Genomic DNA, 17,429 nt, shown 5'->3' on the forward strand with positions numbered 1-17,429 from the left:
TTTATGTTATTCACTGAGAGGTTTTTAGAGCAGGTCGCTAGATATTCTCACCTGCCCGCAATTTCCGATGAGGTTTCGGACGTCAGCTACGAAGAGCTGTATCTTCGTGCTAGACGAGCGGCTCGGTATATTGCCAAAGCTGGTTCAGAAATAATGGTCGGCGTCGGCGTGAGCAAAAGTGTCGACTACATAGTCGCGATACTTGCAGTCCATCTGCTGGGGCGTACGGTTGTCCCGTTGGATTGCCATTATCCGATCAGCCGACTGAAGCAAATGATTACGTCTGTCGATCTATCATTGTGTCTGATCAGCTCTCAGCAGAAGAGCGAATTGACGGACATGCTGCATACGTACACACGCGTGATGTATATCGAAGATGTCACAGGGACTGAGAGTGCAAATGACGACGTGGGGTTAGAAGTCCCAATCGAGGGCGAGTCACCAGCCTATGTCGTATTTACTTCTGGAACCACCGGCAAACCAAAACCGATTCTGATGCCCTACCGCGCGCTCAGCACCCTGATCGACTGGATGGGGAAGGCGCCAGAGCCCAGCGGAACCACGCTGTTGTATGCCGCTCAAGGCTTCGATGTTTCATTTCAGGAGATCTATGCCACGTTGTGCTACGGGGACCGCCTGTTGATCATCACGGAAGCGCAGAAGAAAGATCTACAGGAATTAACCCAACAGTTATCCAACGGAAAAGTGACGCGACTTTTCTTACCTACCTCGATGCTGATTCCGTTTATGACGTTCAACCTTCAAGAGGGTAGAGCACTATCCGATTTGAGGGAAGTGATCGTGGCAGGAGAACAGCTAAAAGTCACCCCCATCGTCAGGAAATGGTTCAAAGCCCATCCATTCTGTCGGTTTATCAACCACTACGGACCATCCGAAACTCATGTCGTTATGGCCTGCCAGCTAGATAATGAGCCAGATGGCTGGCCGGACCTGCCCCCGATCGGGCAGCTTATCGCAGGCAATGAGGCTTGGTTGCTTGATGAGAGACTGCAACCCGTGAAACCGGGCAGTGCCGGGCAGTTGTACATTTCCGGCAGTTCATTGGCGCTGGGTTATTACGGCATGCCAGAGCAAACGTCAAAGAGCTTCACTGTTCATCCTGTTACTCAGAAGCGTATGTACGGAACGGGTGATATCTGTGTACTCAATGAACGAGCCCAATATGAGTACAAGGGGCGGCATGATCGGCAGTATAAAGTTCGTGGTTATCGAGTGGAACTGAAGGAGATCGAGGTGGCCGCCATGGCTTCCGGATTGGTAGATGATTGCCTTATCGTCGCATCGAAGTTGGGTCTAACCACCTCACTGACCCTTTATTTTACAACGCAGAAGCGTGTTCAGGATTTGAGTTTGAGCCTACACACGCATCTTGCCGCAGCGTTACCCGAATACATGCTGCCATCCTTCTATAGAAAAATCTCAGCTATTCCATTGAACCAAAATGGCAAAGTCGATATCGCGAAGCTCCCTCCGGTAGGAGGTATAACATCGCAGCTTTCGTCAAACTATGTAGAGCCACAAGGCCAGCTAGAGACGCTGGTATGTGCACTGACAGCAGAGTGTATAGGGCTCGATCGGATAGGCGTAAACGATAATTTTATGGAGGCAGGAGCGAACTCTTTCACATTGATCTCCATGCTAGCCGAATTGCGCCACGTGCTGGGTCACAGGTTTCGCCAGACCGATTTTTTCGAGTATCCAACCCCAAGGTTGCTGTGCGAAAACGCCCAACGCCTTAAGGAGGCTCCTGAATCAAAAAAATCCATCGTCGCTGACACTAAGCGCAAGCTGAGATCGGCCGCCATTCAGTACTCAGGGACGAAAAAGGGGCTGATATGAATAAGCACGAGGGGGGCTCGGTCACACGGAACGAAAACAGTATTGCCATCGTCGCTATGTCCTGCCGATTCCCGGGAGCCGTATCGGTGGGTCAATACTGGCAAAATCTCTTGGACGGGGTTGAGAGCATTCAGGTTGAGTCGGATCCAGATGGCCGCGTTCGGGCGCGTGCCGAACTGTCAGGTATCGAAGACTTCGATTACGATTTTTTCGGTTTCAGCTTCAAGGAGGCTCAGTTGCTTGATCCGCAACACAGAGTTCTACTCGAATGCGCCTGGGAGGTACTGGAGGATGCTTCATTTCATGAGCAAAGTGACTCTATCGGAGTATTTTGCGGTGCAGGTCCCAGCTCCTATTTCATCAACAATATCTATGGCCTGAATGCCCATGACAATGCCGGAAGCCTGTACCAATCCTCTGAGTCCTTGGCCCAATTCATGGCCACAGACAAGGAATTTTTAGCCAGCAGGATCGCTTACAAACTCAACTGCTGTGGCCCTGCCGTGAACGTTCAAGCCGCTTGTGCGACGTCAATGTTTGGTGTGCACGCCGCAATTCAAGCTTTGCTTCTGGGCGAGTGCGATGCCGCGCTGGTGGGGGCTGCTACTATCTCGGTCCCACAATCGATTCCTTACTATTTTGAGCCTGGCATGCCTTTCAGCTCCGACGGGCATTGTCGTCCTTTCGATGCCCAGGCCAGTGGCACGGTGTTCGGTTCCGGAGCTGCTGTAATCGGGTTGAAGAGATTCGCTGATGCACTTGCCGACGGTAATCATATCCACGCAGTGATTCGTTCGGTAGCCACTAATAACGATGGTGCGCATCGGGCAGGTATGTCGGCACCTTCTGTTGCTGGGCAGGCTCGGGTCATTTGCGAAGCGCTCGATCTGGCCGGTGTGGCTCCTGCCGATATCAGTTATATCGAAGCACATGGTACCGCTACTCCCATTGGTGATCCGATCGAGATTAAAGCGCTCGCCACTGCTTTTACTGATCGTGACTGCGGGCACACCTGCTATTTGGGAAGTGTCAAAGGCAACATCGGGCATCTGGGATGGTCGGCTGGAATGGCTGGATTGATTAAGGCGGTTCTGATTGCCCAGCACAAAGTTATTCCTCCGACCCTCAATTTTCAGCAGTACAACCCGCAGCTGTACATTGAAGAAACACCTTTCGTGATTAACCGGCAGCCAGTTTCGATCAACCAGCCTCATATCATCGTTGGGGTCAGCAGTTTTGGGTTAGGCGGCAACAATTCGCACTTGATCCTCGAGACAGCACCGCCGACACCGGTGACCGGCTCTTCGGTCGGTGATAACACGCCATGGCTGATTCCTATTTCGGCCAGAGACGTTGACGGTTTGCGTGACCTGTGCAATGCCTATCGGCAGTTTCTCGAAACTCAGGCAGATGATTGTTTCTTGGGGTTTGTCTCCAATCTGCGGTATTCCAAGTCAACTTTCCAACAGCGTGCTTACATCTGTGTCAGTGATCGCTCGCAAGCCATCGAAGCATTGGCCGCGCTGTCCTTCAACAATCGCTCGCCAGACACGCGTACCCCACGGGTGGGGCTGATGTTCAGCGGCCAAGGCGCAGAGCATCGGGAAATGGGACGCGAGTTGTATATTCAGGAAGCTCTGTTCAAATCCGAGCTTGATGCGTTCAACTCGGTGTGTCGGGAAGCGTTTGGTGCCGACGTCGCAGATCTGCTGTTCGATACCCGGATCAATATGCGGATCGAGCAGGATATTGCTTTATCGCAGCCACTGACGTTCGCACTGCAAGTGGCGATGGCGAGGTTGTTTCTAAGCCATGACATAACCCCCGTCGCGGTGTTCGGACATAGCCTAGGTGAGTACGCTGCTGCCTGCATCTCAGGCGTGTTCAGCCCTGAGCAGGGGTTCAGGATGCTCGTGCAGCGCAGTCGGTTACTGGATTCACTTGGTGATATCGGTGCGATGGCGGTATTGGGATGCGATCACGCATGTGCCTCAGGGTTTATTGAAAAAATAGCGGATGATTTATCTATTGCCGCACTGAACGGCACCATTAACACAGTAGTCTCCGGAACACGTGAGGCTATCGAAAGGCTCCTGCACAACGCGCAACTCGCTGGAGTCAATGCGTCACGGCTGAACATCTCACGCCCAGGGCATTCCTGCCTGCTTGACCCATTGCTGGACAGCTTTAAAGCGTACCTGGACTCAGTCGCATTTAGTCCGCCGAGCAGTCCTTTCATCTCTACGCTGACAGGTGTCCTGGCGGGAGAAGAAGTGGCGACCTCGCAATATTGGTGTCGGCAACTGCGTGAAACCGTGAATTTCAGCGCAGGTGTGGCCTCTGCGCTCGACCAAGGTTGCACTCATCTAGTCGAATTAGGGCCAAAAGCCATCCTGTCAGGTCTGGTGCTTGGTGACTGGGGTGACCAGCTGAACGTTTTGCCAATAGCCAGAGGCGGGCAGAAGGATCACCAGCAATATTTGGCGGTATTGGGTGAGTTGTACCAAGCGGGAGCGGATGTTCGATTTACGGCGCCTTCAGTGCGAGTGCCACTCCTTTCGGGGCTGCCGGGATATCCCTTTAGACGTGTTCGCTGCTGGATCAATGCTTCGCAATCTGAAGCTGCCACGTCCGAACTCATCTATCAGACAGTCTGGCAACCATTGACAGATAAATCGATGGACAGTCGGGCGGCAAATCTTAAGGTACTGTTCCTCAGCTTGGGAGAGCAGCCGCGAGACGAGGTTCGCTATCTGGATGGCGTCTTCAAGAAAATCCATCGAGTTGCTCTGAATCGTTTGGTGGGCGCTTGCTGCGACGCTATACAGAACACCGCGACGCAGGCCTTCGCCGAATTGTGGCGAGAATACTCAGATGGACTCGACCGGGTTTATCTCGATCTGCGCCAGCTGCCGGATAGTGACGTTAAAGCATCAATAAGTGCCTGTGCGCAAACCTTGAGTCTAATGCGCAGCATGACCGACCGCTGTCCTCATATCTGTCTATTGTTTGCAACACAAGCTTGCTGCGATGGAGACAAGACTCCCGGGCCAGTGGCGAATAGCGTCGTGGGAATGCTGCGTTCGTTGTTGCTCGAAGAGCCTGGCCGGAAGGTCACTGTCCTCAACTTCCTCAGAACCTGTCTTCCTCAAAGTACCGAAGAGGCTGAACCAATACTGCTGCTGCCGTCCACTGATGAACTCGTCGTCACGATCGAGAAAGGACAGGCATATGTGCCCCGATTGGAGCGGTTCATGGAAGACTATTCTAGTGTTGAGGAGGAGCGCGATCAGCACTATGTGTTGCTCGGTGGTGCCGGTGGTATTGGACGAAAACTGATCGAAAGCCTTTGTGCCGAACAAGATCGCTCCGTTCTCGTCATTGGGCGTTCACCTAATCCAAATGATGCATTGCGCGAGTTGATGGTGCGTCATCCTGGCGTCCTTTATTTCAGTTTCGATCTGTCGAGCGATCAAGGGCAGGATGATTGCGCGCAGTGGTTGCATCAAGCGTCATTGCAGCGGGCTACGATCTTTAATCTAGCGGTCGATCTCAACGATAAGTTATGGGGTGATGTCGGGACTGCGGATCTGCAGCAATCCTTTGATGCTAAATGCAACAGTGTCCTGGCCTTGTACCGCTTGCTGAGTGAGCAAGGTACAAAAGTCGAATGCGTATTTAATTTTTCTTCAGCTACCTCAATTTTGGGTAACGCTGGGCAGCTGGCCTATGGGGCTGCCAGCGCATTCCTCGATGCGGCCCACGGGACTTTATTCTCCGGAGCGGCCAAAGTGCTAACGGTCAATTGGGGAGTGTGGGGCGACGCCGGAAAACTACTTGATGAGCATCAGCGCCTAAAAGTTTTGAAGATCAGCGGCCTGAACAGCCACAGTAGCGAACGAGGCATTCGGTTCGTGCGTACACTTTTGGGCGGTCCATCCCGCCGCGTCGCTTACATGAACATTAATGAGAGAGCATTGGGAGATAGGTCCCGAGCCAGCACCAGGTTTCTTGAATGTTTGGCACCCAAGGTCAGCGAACGTGATAGCAAAAACCAGGACAATGTTGCGACGCGACTGCTCGCCTGTAACGACGAGTATGAAGTCATCAAGGTGCTGAAAGCTTGGCTGTTTTCGACTGTCAATACGTTGGTTGGGCTTGAGCCTGCGAGCCAGGGATATTATGAATCGATCAAGTCACATAGTTTCAAAACGCTTGGATTCGATTCCCTAGCACTGGTGCAACTCAAGAATGCCTTGAATTCGCAACTGGGCTTACAGTGGAGTCTCGAGCGCTTCCATGCTAGTCGGGCGCTGAGTGAGTTGTTTTCCGACATGGTTGCTCATGTCAATCAGCCCGCGTGGCGCGATGCCAATAAGGTGCGCAAAGAGTCAGTGCTGCCCAAGGGGCAGGGTGCGCTTGTTTCGTTGCAACAGGCTCGGTGGATATCGCTAATCGGTCAGGATTACGGTCTGCGAATCATTCCGTATCGAATCCACTGCCCTTTTGACGCTGAACATTGCCGCAAGGCCATGTTGCAAGTACTCGAGGAACACCCACTGTTGCGCACGTTTTTCCCTGGGGGCCGGGCTGTAGTCAAGACGCCAGCGCAGGTGCTTGAGGGTTTCACCGAGTTATATACGGATCTCGCCGGAAAATCGGCGCAGCAGAAGACACAAGAGATAAAGACCCTTGTAAGGTCAATGGCGCAGGCATTGCCTAAACCCGAGGAAAATGTGACGTGGGCCATACACTTCGTTGACATAGGAGAGTCCTGGTTTGTCGCCCTGCTGGGTGTTCAGCATCTGGAGTTTGACGGTAAATCCCTGACGTTGATGTTCGACCGGTTTGGTGAATGCCTGTATCAGTTGGCCAATGATCAGCCTCTGACCTGCATCAATCACATCATTGCTTATGCCGATTACGCACAACGTCAGCAGCAGTACCTGCACGGGCAGTGGAGGTACGATGTAGGTTTCTTCAAAGGGCTTTACAACGCCTTCAAAAGCCCGACTGTTTTGCCTGGCCATTTGGGGTTCAGCGCCACTGCGGTGCGTCGGTCGGCGCGCCACAGTGTCATGATTGCTGATGCCAACCGCCTTCTAAGCAAAATGGCAGCACAACACGGTTTCAGCGTGTTCAACGCCATTTTGTACGTGTATGCCGCAACCATGGCCGAGGTGATCGGCTGCAATCAGTTGATGATCAGTGCAATCAACAGTGGACGTGGTCTAAGCGAATTCAACGATGTGATCGGCCCGTTCACCTCCCCACTACCTGTACCGATCACTGTGCATCACGAGTGGCTGAACGGTATTTCCATGGTCGCACGCACGCTTGAAGCCATTCAGGATTATCCGTTGATGCACCCGACGATGATGATCGATGAAGTGGCAGTGTTTTCGGGCATGGCGCATGACTCCTATTTTTCTGATCTTGGCATCAACTTCCTGAATTATCGTCAAAGTGCCACCCGCCAAGGCAAGGTATGGATCGAGGGGGTGGAGATATTAGGGCCGATCGGAGAAGGAGTCTTGTCCGGCGCCAATGTCGAAGACATGAGACGCGTGCCAGGGTTGCATCTAGTTGTTGAAATAGACGGTCATGACCTGCGGTTTAATTTCTGGTATCACGGCCAGCGTTTTTCACGCGATGAGGTCAAGCGCTGGAGCCAGCTTATGATGCGGAACTTGAACATGTTGCTGAGCGCGGTGAGGGAAGGCAATGAATGAAGCCGTTACCTTGCTCTGCTTCCCTTACGCAGGCGGAAGCGCCGGATTTTATACACGCTGGCGGCGTGTATTACCAAATATCACGGTAATTCCGGTCGACATACCAGGGAGGAGCGCCGCTCATGGGGCAGGAGCTCAGATGACACGTGATGGCTTGATTGAATATCTGCTCAAACATTACCTACGCTGTTGTGTACCGCCATTTGCACTTTTCGGTCACAGCCTCGGGGCGCGTGTAGCGTTTGAATTGCAGACAGTGCTCCAGCATAACCATGGATTGCACGCGTCACGCCTGTTCATCAGCGGGTGCCTATCACCGGAGCGATTCGCCAGCGCCATGGTTGCTCACGAGCAGGATCTAAGCGACTCGACATTGCTACGAGTACTGGCAGAACTAGGAGGTACCCCGCCGGAGCTACTATGTAATCCGGTAGTGATGCGAGCGGCACTCCCGATGATAAGAGCCAATTTTGAATTGGCGATCGACCTCTCGAAAAGCGCCACATCGCCCATCGCATCGCCAATCGACCTCTTGCTGGGGAGCCGGGACACGGTTACCAGCCTGTTTGAGGACTATTCGGGTTGGTTGCGTCATACCTCCCGCGGATGTCAGGTATCACTATTCGAGGGCGATCACTTTTTTATCCGTTCCCAAACAGACCAAGTTGCCAGTCTGGTGAGAGAAAAGCTGCAAGAGGTTGCGCGGCATGAGGGATGAGTCTCAGGCACTGGATTGGCTGAACATTGGTGGCTGGTCCTTACCCATGACCGGTGAGCGAATGATTGAGCGAGCAAGACTAGAGCCATCCTGTGCCTACCGCTGGTGTATCCGTGATGTGATGCAGGGTACCCACCATGCGTTCAATGAGCATGCTCGCTGTCCTGCTTCAAGTACTCGCAAACTTTACATTCTTGTCACGGTGTTGCTGCTGATCGAGCGCGGAGAATTGGCGCTAGAAGACACCCTCTTTGTGGAAAAGGACAGGGCAGGGGCGCAAACCTGTGGGGGCCTTTGGCTCTTGGATACGCCTCGAAAGTTCAGCATCGCCGAACTGCTCAAGCTGATGATGGGACTGAGCGACAATATCGCCGCATTTTATCTCGTGGAACTTATTGGTTTGGAGCGCCTGAATGCGCTTTCAACGACGTTAGGATTATGTCGAACCCAGCATGTGTCCTCGGTACCTATCCACGATTTGACCCTTGATCATCCGTTGGATGTAGTCAACACCACTACAGCGTGGGATTTGATGACAGCGCTGTCGTTGCTGGTTGATGGCGCTAATGGACGGTTGCCTTTCAGCTCACCTTTCATCCGCCGAGATTTATGTTTGTTCGGCCTTGATAGCATGCGTGCCCAACAGGACACCACAGCGGTAAGAAGTTGGATGACCGACGTGGGTCATATAGGCGACAAACAAGGCATTGGCTATCGCAATTACAACAATATCGGCTATCTGGTTCGCGATGGCGCAGTGAGAATGATTTTTTCGTTCATTGTTGATGACCTCCATCGCATAGCGGAGCCTCGACCCGCCTTCGCACACGCTAGGGATTTTATTGCTCTTTTTTTTCGCTTGCTGGATGACTGCAGCAAGTTTGAGCCTCCCCCAAAGGAATCCTGAAAATGGCACATTCTCTTGCTGACGGTTACCTCAACAAGTCTACGATCTATGACAGTGCCAGGCCTTCCTACCCAACGCAGGCAATAGAGTTTATCCACCGTCAACTCGACTTGTCTTGCGGCCTGCCGGTGCTGGACGTCGGTTCGGGAACCGGAATATTGACCCGCCAACTGGCGTCTACTGGGATGCCCGTAATCGGCGTGGAGCCTGATGCGCAAATGTTGGCGACGGCCCGTATGAACACTGCTGCGACGAGCGCAGCTTTTCGATGCGGTACTGCCGAGCGCTTGGGGTTTGCAGCCGACTCTGTATCGGCACTGGTTTGTGGCCAATCTTTCCACTGGTTTGATCCAGGCAAGACCCAGTCTGAATTCAGGCGAGTGCTTGCTACCAACAACCCGGTCTTTCTCGTTTGGAATATCCGCAGTCCTGACTGTGATGAGTTTCACCATGCTTACGAGCAGCTGCTGTGTGACCAATTCGAGCGTTATGAAGAGACGTTGCAAATCGATCAATGCTTGGAGGACCGCATTCGGAAATTTTTTCAGGGTTCTATCCAAGAGTGCACGTTTCTCAACAGTCAGCAGCTAAGCGAACCGGGACTGCTCGAAAGAACAATGTCGTGCTCTTATGCCATGCAGCCGGGCACTGCTGAATATATGTCCGCCATTTGCGCATTAAGCGCTCTGTATCAGCAATACGGGCAAAAGGAGGGGGTGTCTTTGAACTATAGAACACGTGTGGTCTATGGGAATATATGAGCGCATGGGTATGAGCCGACTGTTTCAAGGGGCAGCCTTGGTGGTGCCGTTGTCTTTCTTTCCGACGTTGGCGCGGGCCGCATTTCTCTCCTATTTTCTGATGTTTCTTAGTGAGCGATTCGAGCTTTCCGTGGATCACATAGGCCTATTTGTCGGAGGGTTCATCCTGCTGAGTTCTGTTTTCAGTCTGGTGTCTGGTCCATTGCTCGACAGAATGAGTGTCAGAAGCTTGTTGCTCACGTCATCCTTCATCCAGTCCTCGGTATACGCCGGCCTGCTGCTGTCCGATTCGCTGGCGCTGGTTTTCATTCTTTGTCTGGTGCTCAATCTGGCTTATTTATCACTCGAAACGGCAGTGCGCATGTGTATCGCCCGCCAATTTCCCACGGAGCAGACGGCTTCGGTGCTCTCTTTCAAATATACCCTCACCAATACGGCGTACGCACTAGGGCCCTTGATCGGCCTTTGGTTGAACAAACAATCCGTGTCGCCTCTGTTGTTTTGCAGCATTGCAGCACTTGTTTTTGTTCTGATAGCAAGGAAGCCCTTTGCAACTTCGCGGAGATGCGCGCAGCAAAAAATCGATAATGAGGGCCTGTTAGCGTCTTTGGCAATCATGGCTAAGGATCGCAAACTGCTGAAATTTACAATCGCCAGCATCCTGCTAGCAGCCGTGTTCGGACAGTTTCATCTGTACGTGGGCCAATATTTGTTGACGACCCATACCGCCGGAAGAATGTACGAAATCATCAATGCTGTTTTCGTCACCAACGCGCTGACTTCAATTTTATTGCAGTACCTAATTGGTCGCCGGGTGACCATTGAGTATTTTAGGCTGTGGACGTGCGTCTGCGTCTTGGCTTTTTTCGCCGGGTTATTAGGTTTCGCATTCTCCAGTACGCTATTGACTTGGATTCTCTTCACCGTCCTCTTTACAGTGGGCGAAATTATTATCCAGCCGTTGGAGTTTTTATATATTACTCGTATCGCGCCTCCCCACATGACAGGGGCTTACTATAGTTCGCAAAATCTCACTTATTTAGGGGCAGCGTCTACGCCGGTAGTCTGCGGTTTTATACTTGCAGCCTGCAATCCAATGTACTTTTTCCTATATCTGCTTGCATTGCTAATGGCAGGCGGGGCAATGTTTTACAACGCAGGCGGCAGGTTGGCCTTTCTTGGAACAGCATAGCCCTGCAGTCGCAGGGCCATGAGCGATCAAGGATCAATATGACTTTGCATAAATGGCCCAAGTTTTTGTTGTTGTTCCAGTAAATATACAGGTGGCAGAAATGCTGGGCTGCTTAAGCGGAATGCAGCGAACGGTTACGCCTAATTCGCGAACGGCTGTCTCGACTTTCTCATGCTCAGTAAATGGCGCGAGAATGAATTTTCCAGGTTTTTCATTTGTTTTTAATGCGCTTTTAAATGTCTCCAGCGTTGATGCGGTGATGGTGTTTTCAAATAGATGTTTACGTGCGCTTTCTAGCATGTCGCTCTGAATGGTAGAAAGTATTTTTGAAATATTGTTGATGAAGAAGTCAGTGCCCGTCTTGAGCGTTTTGTTAACGCCGTTGCGGCACGAGTAGGAAATTATGTTCTGCTCCAACTCCTTTATGCCTACCTCAATTCGAACAGGTACGCCGCGTTTGATGTGATACCATTTTTTTTCACCGCTGCTCATATCTCGTGCGTCAATCTGCACACGTAGATTTTGCCCTTTCAATTTTTTTCGAATGATCTGCTTGCGTAGTTTTTCACAGCAATCATGGATGGCTTCGGCATCCTGTTCCTTTCTCACTATCGGAATAATTACAACCTGAACCGGCGCCACCAGAGGCGGAATTACCAGCCCGTCATCGTCACCGTGCGTCATGATCATAGCTCCGATCAAACGCGTGGATACGCCCCAGGATGTGGTCCATGCCAGTTCCTTTATGCCTTCTTTATTCACGAAGCGAATGTCTGAGGCTAGTGCAAAATTCTGTCCCAGGAAATGTGAGGTCCCCGCTTGAAGCGCCTTAACGTCTTGCATCATCGCTTCGATAGTGTAAGTGCTAACGGCGCCCGGGAAGCGCTCCCAAGAACACTTTTCTCCTTTGATGACCGGTATCGCCAAGTAGTTGACCGTGAACTGTTCGTAGACATCAAGCATCTTCATTGTTTCTTTTTGGGCTTCTTCGCTAGAAGCGTGAGCTGTATGTCCCTCTTGCCAAAGAAATTCTGACGTCCGCAGGAAAATCCTTGGGCGCATCTCCCAGCGCAGCACGTTAGCCCATTGATTGATGAGCAGTGGTAAGTCCCTGTAACTTTGCACCCACCGGGAAAACGAGGCGCCAATAACTGTTTCACTGGTTGGCCTGATGATAAGCGGTTCTTCAAGCTCTCCGGCTGGGGTCAGTTTACCGTCAGCTGTTTGCTCTAGGCGATGATGAGTAACTACTGCGCATTCCTTGGCGAATCCGTCTACGTGATCAGCTTCTTTCTGCATAAAGGAAAGTGGAATAAGTAGCGGGAAATATGCGTTAAGGTGCCCCGTTTCCTTGAATTTATTATCAAGTTCGCGTTGGATATTTTCCCAGATGCCATAGCCCCAAGGGCGTATAACCATACATCCTCTGACTGGGGAGTTTTCGGCCAACTCTGCCTGGATAATGACTTGCTGATACCATTCGGAAAAATTTTCACTTCTTGTAGGATTTATCGCGCTCTTCATATAAATCTCACTGCATAAGAGAGGTACGCAGTCGAGTCTAACACAGAGGGTGTTCAAGTCTAATGTTGTCTGGTGTTGGTTTGTTGTGTTAGACGATTACGCTTAGATATGGCGGCTGGTTGGGCGAGTCGGTGGGCTATTTGTTTTACGGCGAAAATCCACTGTCTTTTTCTGAGTCAAGATGCGTAGTAGGGAGTCGGTGTGGAGTTTTCCTACAGTGTATTCCCAAGTTCCAGCCCTGAAGGCTATATGCACTCTCTTTGATGTTTAATGAGCACTAGTGACGCGGAGTGTGGGGGCGATTAGTAGCCTTTTGTTGACTGTCACATGAACTCACTCCCACAATTTTGATCCGTGCTAAACAGATGATTTGCCGTTGCCCTCCAACTGCCCCAACGGCACCCGCTTCTCTATAGCACTGGACAACACAATCGACGTCTTGCTGAAACCAAACTTGGCGATGCGATTGATCAATGCTTCCAGCTCCGGCATCGAACCCACCGCCGCTTGCATGATCACGCACGGGTCGCCTGTCACCCGGTGGCACTCAGTCAGCTGTGGGATTTTGCACAGGTCGTCGTAGGCCTTCTGGTTGCCGTGCTGGTTCATTCGCAGTTCGATCACGCACTGCACTGGCAGGCCGATTTTTGCCATGTCGACTTTGGCTTGATAACCGGTGATCACGCCGCTGGCCTCCAGCTTGCTGACCCGCTCGGCCACGGCGGGGGGCGACAGGTTCACTTTGCGAGCCAGGTCGGCGTAGGAGGCACGGCCGTTTTCCAACAGGGCGTTGAGCAGCATGCGGTCGTATTTATCCACGGTTTGGCTTCCAGGTGACGTGACTTTCGAAAGCACGGTTTATAGCGCTCATCTCCGTGGTTTGAAAAGTGTATGGGTGGGATAAACAGGTTTTGTAACTTATTTTTCGCCTGCCGCCTTTTTAGAATAACGGCTTTCATTGTCCTGACTTCGAGCTGACCATGCCGGGCCTTCGCCGTTTTCCTCTGCCATTGATTGCTGCCTTTTTCGCCTTGTACGTCATCTGGGGGTCGACCTACCTGGTGATCCGCATCGGCGTGGAACATTGGCCGCCGCTGTTGCTGGCCGGTGTTCGTTTCGTGCTGGCCGGCTCACTGATGTACGGCTTCCTGCGCTGGCGCGGGGCGCCGGCGCCGACGTGGGCGCAGTGGAAGGCCGGGGCCGTCATTGGCGTGTTGCTGCTCAGTTTCGGCAACGGCGCGGTCAGTGTGGCCGAGCACACGGGCGTGGCGTCCGGGGTAGCGGCATTGGCGGTGGCAACGGTGCCGTTGTTCACCTTGCTCTGCGGATATTTCTGGGGTGCGCGTAATACGCGTCTGGAATGGGCGGGGATTGTGCTGGGGCTGATCGGCATCGCCATGCTCAACCTCGGTTCCAACCTGCAATCGAGCCCGTTGGGCGCGACCTTGCTGGTGTTTGCAGCAGCGTCCTGGGCCTTCGGTTCGGTGCTGAGCAAACACGTGCCGTTGCCGGCAGGAGCGATGGCCAGTGCCGTGGAAATGCTCGCCGGCGGCGTGGTGCTATTGATCGGCAGCTTCGCCAGCGGCGAACACCTGGAGCGTGTGCCACCGTTCGAAGGCTGGTTCGCGCTGGCCTACCTGACCTTCTTCGGTTCGATCATCGCCTTCAACGCCTACATGTACCTGCTCAAGCATGTACGTCCGGCGGCGGCCACCAGCTATGCCTACGTCAACCCGGCCGTGGCGGTATTGCTGGGCATCGTGTTTGCCGGTGAGAGCATCGGCGTTGAAGAGGCCTTGGCGATGCTGGTGATCATCAGCGCCGTGGTGTTGATCGGGCTGCCCCAGTGGCGCAAACCCAAGCCTGCGCCGGTCGAATCCTGAATTGAGGTAAACTGCCGCGCATTGCACACCCTGCGCTGACTTTTCCTACGGTATTTCCATGACTTTCGCCTCCCTTGGCCTGATCGAACCCTTGCTGCGCGCCCTCGAGACGCTCGGCTACCAGACCCCGACCCCGGTGCAGGCCCAGGCCATGCCGGCGGTGCTGGCCGGTCGAGACTTGATGGCTGCGGCCCAGACCGGCACCGGCAAGACCGCCGGTTTCGCCGTGCCGCTGTTGCAATTGCTGACCACCGAAGGGCCAAAAGTGGCGGCCAACTCGGTGCGGGCGCTGATCCTGGTGCCGACCCGGGAGCTGGCCGAGCAGGTCCATGAAAGCGTGCGTGAATATGCGCAGAATCTGCCGTTGAGCACCTACGCGGTGTACGGCGGCGTCAGCATCAACCCGCAGATGATGAAGCTGCGCAAAGGCGTCGACCTGTTGGTCGCCACGCCGGGTCGCCTGCTCGACCTGTTCCGCCAGAACGCGCTGAAGTTCAACCAGTTGCAGACCCTGGTGCTTGACGAAGCCGACCGCATGCTCGACCTGGGCTTCTCCGAGGAGTTGGCGAACATTTACAAGGCGTTGCCGAAAAAGCGCCAGACGCTGTTGTTTTCAGCGACCTTCTCCGACGCGATCCGTTTGCTGGCCGGGCAGATGCTCAACGATCCGCTGAGCGTCGAAGTGAGCCCGCGTAACGTCGCGGCCAACACCGTCAAGCAATGGGTGGTGACGGTGGACAAGAAGCGCAAGCCGGAACTGTTCGTGCACCTGATGCGCAAGGGCAAGTGGAAGCAGGTGCTGGTGTTCGCCAAGACCCGCAACGGCGTCGATGCGCTGGTGGAAAAACTCCAGGGCCTGGGTGTCAACGCCGACGGCATTCACGGCGACAAACCCCAGGCCACCCGCCAGCGCGCGCTGGACCGTTTCAAGGCCAGTGAAGTGCAGATCCTGGTCGCCACCGACGTTGCCGCCCGCGGGCTGGATATCGAAGATTTGCCTCTGGTGGTGAATTTCGACTTGCCGATCGTGGCCGAAGACTACATCCATCGCATTGGCCGTACCGGTCGGGCTGGCTCGACCGGGCAAGCGATTTCCCTGGTCTGCGCCGACGAAGTGAACCTGCTGTCAGCCATCGAGACCCTGACCCGTCAGACGTTGCCGCGGCAAATGGAATACGATTTCGAACCGGAACATCGGGTGCCGGAAACCGATGCCAGCGGCCAGGTTGTCAAGAAACCGAAAAAACCGAAGAAACCGAAAGCCTCGGGCGGCGGTGGCAAGCGCAACCTGGGCAAGTGGGTCGACAGCGGTGACTCGGCGCCGGTGGAACCTTCGGTCAAGCCTGTGCGTAAGGTGCCGGTGTTCAATACCGGGCCGCGCAAGCGTAAGCCATGAGGGGCAGCGGCGAGCTGCAAGCCTCAAGCTGCAAGTAGAAGCGCTAGGCTTGTAGCTTGCAACTTAAGCACCGCTGTTTCGAAGAAACTCCACCATCCCCAACCCCGCCGCACGGCCACTGGCAAAGCAGGCCGTCAGCAGGTAGCCGCCGGTCGGCGCTTCCCAATCGAGCATTTCCCCGGCGCAGAACACGCTGGGTACTCGCTTGAGCATCAGGCGTTCATCCAGGGCTTCGAACGTCACCCCGCCGGCACTGCTGATGGCTTCATCCAGCGGCCGGGTTTTCACCAGGGTGATGGGCAAGGCCTTGATCGCCTGGGCCAGCCGCGCCGGGTCGGCGAAGCAGGCGGCCGGGGTGAGTTCGCGCAACAACGCGGCCTTGACGCCATCGAGCCCCAATTGGCTGTGCAAGTGCTTGGCCATGGAGCGGGAACCGCGTGGCTTGTTCAGGGCCTGGTGGATTTTGTCCACAGGCCGGCCTGGCAAAAGATCCAGGTGGACGGTTGCACTGCCGTGCTGGTTGATGGCCTCGCGGATCGGCGCCGACAGCGCGTAAACCAGGCTGCCTTCAAGGCCCGTGGCGGTGATCACGCATTCGCCGAGGCGCGGCGCATCGTCGTTCAGGCCGAGGGCGATGTTCTTCAGCGGGGCGCCGGCGAATTTGCTGACCATCAGATCGCTCCAGGCCTGCACGTCGAACCCGCAGTTGCTCGGCTGCAACGCTGCGAGGGCAACGCCACGTTGTTCCAGGGGCAGCATCCAGGCACCGTCGGAGCCCAGGCGCGACCAACTGCCGCCGCCCAGCGCCAGCAATGTAGCGTCGGGCCGCAGGCTTTTTTCGCCTTCCGGGGACGCCACGCGCAAGCTGCCATCCGGGTTCCAGCCGAGCCAGCGATGGCGCGTGTGGATCACCACGCCTGCGTCGCGCAGGCGCTTGAGCCAGGCACGCAGCAGCGGGGCGGCTTTCATGTCGGTAGGAAACACCCGGCCGGAGCTGCCGACAAAGGTGTCGATGCCCAGCCCGTGAATCCACTCGCACAACTCATCAGCGCCGAATGTTCGCAGCAACGGCGCGAGGTGCTGTGCGCGCTCGCCGTAGCGGGACAGGAACGCCGGGAACGCTTCCGAGTGGGTGATGTTCATGCCGCCGACACCGGCCAGCAGGAATTTCCTGCCGACGGAGGGCATGGCGTCGTACACGTCGACCTGGACACCGGCCTGGCTCAATACCTCGGCCGCCATCAGGCCGGCTGGGCCGCCGCCGATGATGGTGACGTTGGAGGTAGCGGGATCGGTGGGTTGGGTCATGGCGTGGGCTGCGGTGAAGATGAATAAGCGGCCCATTCTAGCAGCACAGAACCTTGTGGGAGCGGGCTTGCTCGCCAATGCGGCGTGTCAGTTGGCACTGATGCTGGCTGAAAAACCGCCTTCGCGAGCAAGCCCGCTCCTATCAAAC

11 protein-coding genes are annotated in these 17,429 nt (G+C 54.4%); 8 read left to right on the plus strand and 3 right to left on the minus strand.

The genetic code is table 11. The features are described 5' to 3' along the window. Nucleotides 1–3 precede the first annotated feature (3 nt). The 6 genes from J7E36_RS16310 to J7E36_RS16335 are packed head-to-tail and all read left to right on the plus strand — an operon-like array spanning nucleotide 4 to nucleotide 11,170. On the plus strand, nucleotides 4–1,860 hold the full coding sequence (locus tag J7E36_RS16310; protein WP_215004692.1) for a non-ribosomal peptide synthetase: 1,857 nt from the start codon (nucleotides 4–6) through the stop codon (nucleotides 1,858–1,860). Beyond that, entirely contained in the window at nucleotides 1,857–7,592 is a 5,736-nt protein-coding gene (locus J7E36_RS16315) for a type I polyketide synthase (RefSeq protein ID WP_215004695.1), read from the plus strand. Before J7E36_RS16310 ends, J7E36_RS16315 begins: the two co-directional genes overlap by 4 nt. Further along, nucleotides 7,585–8,310, plus strand: coding sequence for a thioesterase II family protein (locus tag J7E36_RS16320; protein ID WP_215004698.1), 726 nt, complete (start codon nucleotides 7,585–7,587; stop codon nucleotides 8,308–8,310). The genes J7E36_RS16315 and J7E36_RS16320 overlap by 8 nt, the downstream gene beginning before the upstream one ends. After that, nucleotides 8,300–9,217, plus strand: a complete 918-nt coding sequence (locus J7E36_RS16325; RefSeq protein WP_215004701.1) for a serine hydrolase — start codon at nucleotides 8,300–8,302, stop codon at nucleotides 9,215–9,217. Before J7E36_RS16320 ends, J7E36_RS16325 begins: the two co-directional genes overlap by 11 nt. 2 nt (nucleotides 9,218–9,219) lie before the next feature. Next, nucleotides 9,220–9,978 carry a class I SAM-dependent methyltransferase gene (locus tag J7E36_RS16330; protein WP_215004703.1) on the plus strand — a complete coding sequence of 253 codons (759 nt, stop codon included), beginning with the start codon at nucleotides 9,220–9,222 and terminating at the stop codon, nucleotides 9,976–9,978. Between the two features lie 10 nt (nucleotides 9,979–9,988). Beyond that, on the plus strand, nucleotides 9,989–11,170 hold the full coding sequence (locus tag J7E36_RS16335) for an MFS transporter (protein ID WP_215004706.1): 1,182 nt from the start codon (nucleotides 9,989–9,991) through the stop codon (nucleotides 11,168–11,170). A gap of 33 nt (nucleotides 11,171–11,203) precedes the next feature. On the opposite strand, the gene proS is transcribed toward J7E36_RS16335, so the two are convergent. Then, on the minus strand, nucleotides 11,204–12,694 hold the full coding sequence (gene proS, locus J7E36_RS16340; protein ID WP_215004709.1) for a proline--tRNA ligase: 1,491 nt from the start codon (nucleotides 12,692–12,694) through the stop codon (nucleotides 11,204–11,206). Nucleotides 12,695–13,051: 357 nt separating this feature from the next. Further along, on the minus strand, nucleotides 13,052–13,513 hold the full coding sequence (locus J7E36_RS16345; protein WP_215004712.1) for an Lrp/AsnC family transcriptional regulator: 462 nt from the start codon (nucleotides 13,511–13,513) through the stop codon (nucleotides 13,052–13,054). A gap of 161 nt (nucleotides 13,514–13,674) precedes the next feature. Here J7E36_RS16345 and yedA point away from each other — a divergent pair, with 161 nt between their 5' ends. Next, complete coding sequence (gene yedA / locus J7E36_RS16350; RefSeq protein WP_215004715.1) at nucleotides 13,675–14,577, plus strand: drug/metabolite exporter YedA; 903 nt, start codon at nucleotides 13,675–13,677, stop codon at nucleotides 14,575–14,577. A 58-nt stretch (nucleotides 14,578–14,635) separates the two neighbouring features. Beyond that, entirely contained in the window at nucleotides 14,636–15,973 is a 1,338-nt protein-coding gene (locus J7E36_RS16355) for a DEAD/DEAH box helicase (protein ID WP_215004718.1), read from the plus strand. A 63-nt stretch (nucleotides 15,974–16,036) separates the two neighbouring features. Here J7E36_RS16355 and J7E36_RS16360 read toward each other — a convergent pair whose 3' ends face one another. Then, nucleotides 16,037–17,281 carry a TIGR03862 family flavoprotein gene (locus tag J7E36_RS16360; protein ID WP_215004728.1) on the minus strand — a complete coding sequence of 415 codons (1,245 nt, stop codon included), beginning with the start codon at nucleotides 17,279–17,281 and terminating at the stop codon, nucleotides 16,037–16,039. Nucleotides 17,282–17,429 lie beyond the last annotated feature (148 nt).

Origin of the sequence: Pseudomonas fluorescens (assembly GCF_018614775.1) — a bacterium.
GTDB lineage: Bacteria > Pseudomonadota > Gammaproteobacteria > Pseudomonadales > Pseudomonadaceae > Aquipseudomonas > Aquipseudomonas fluorescens_BY.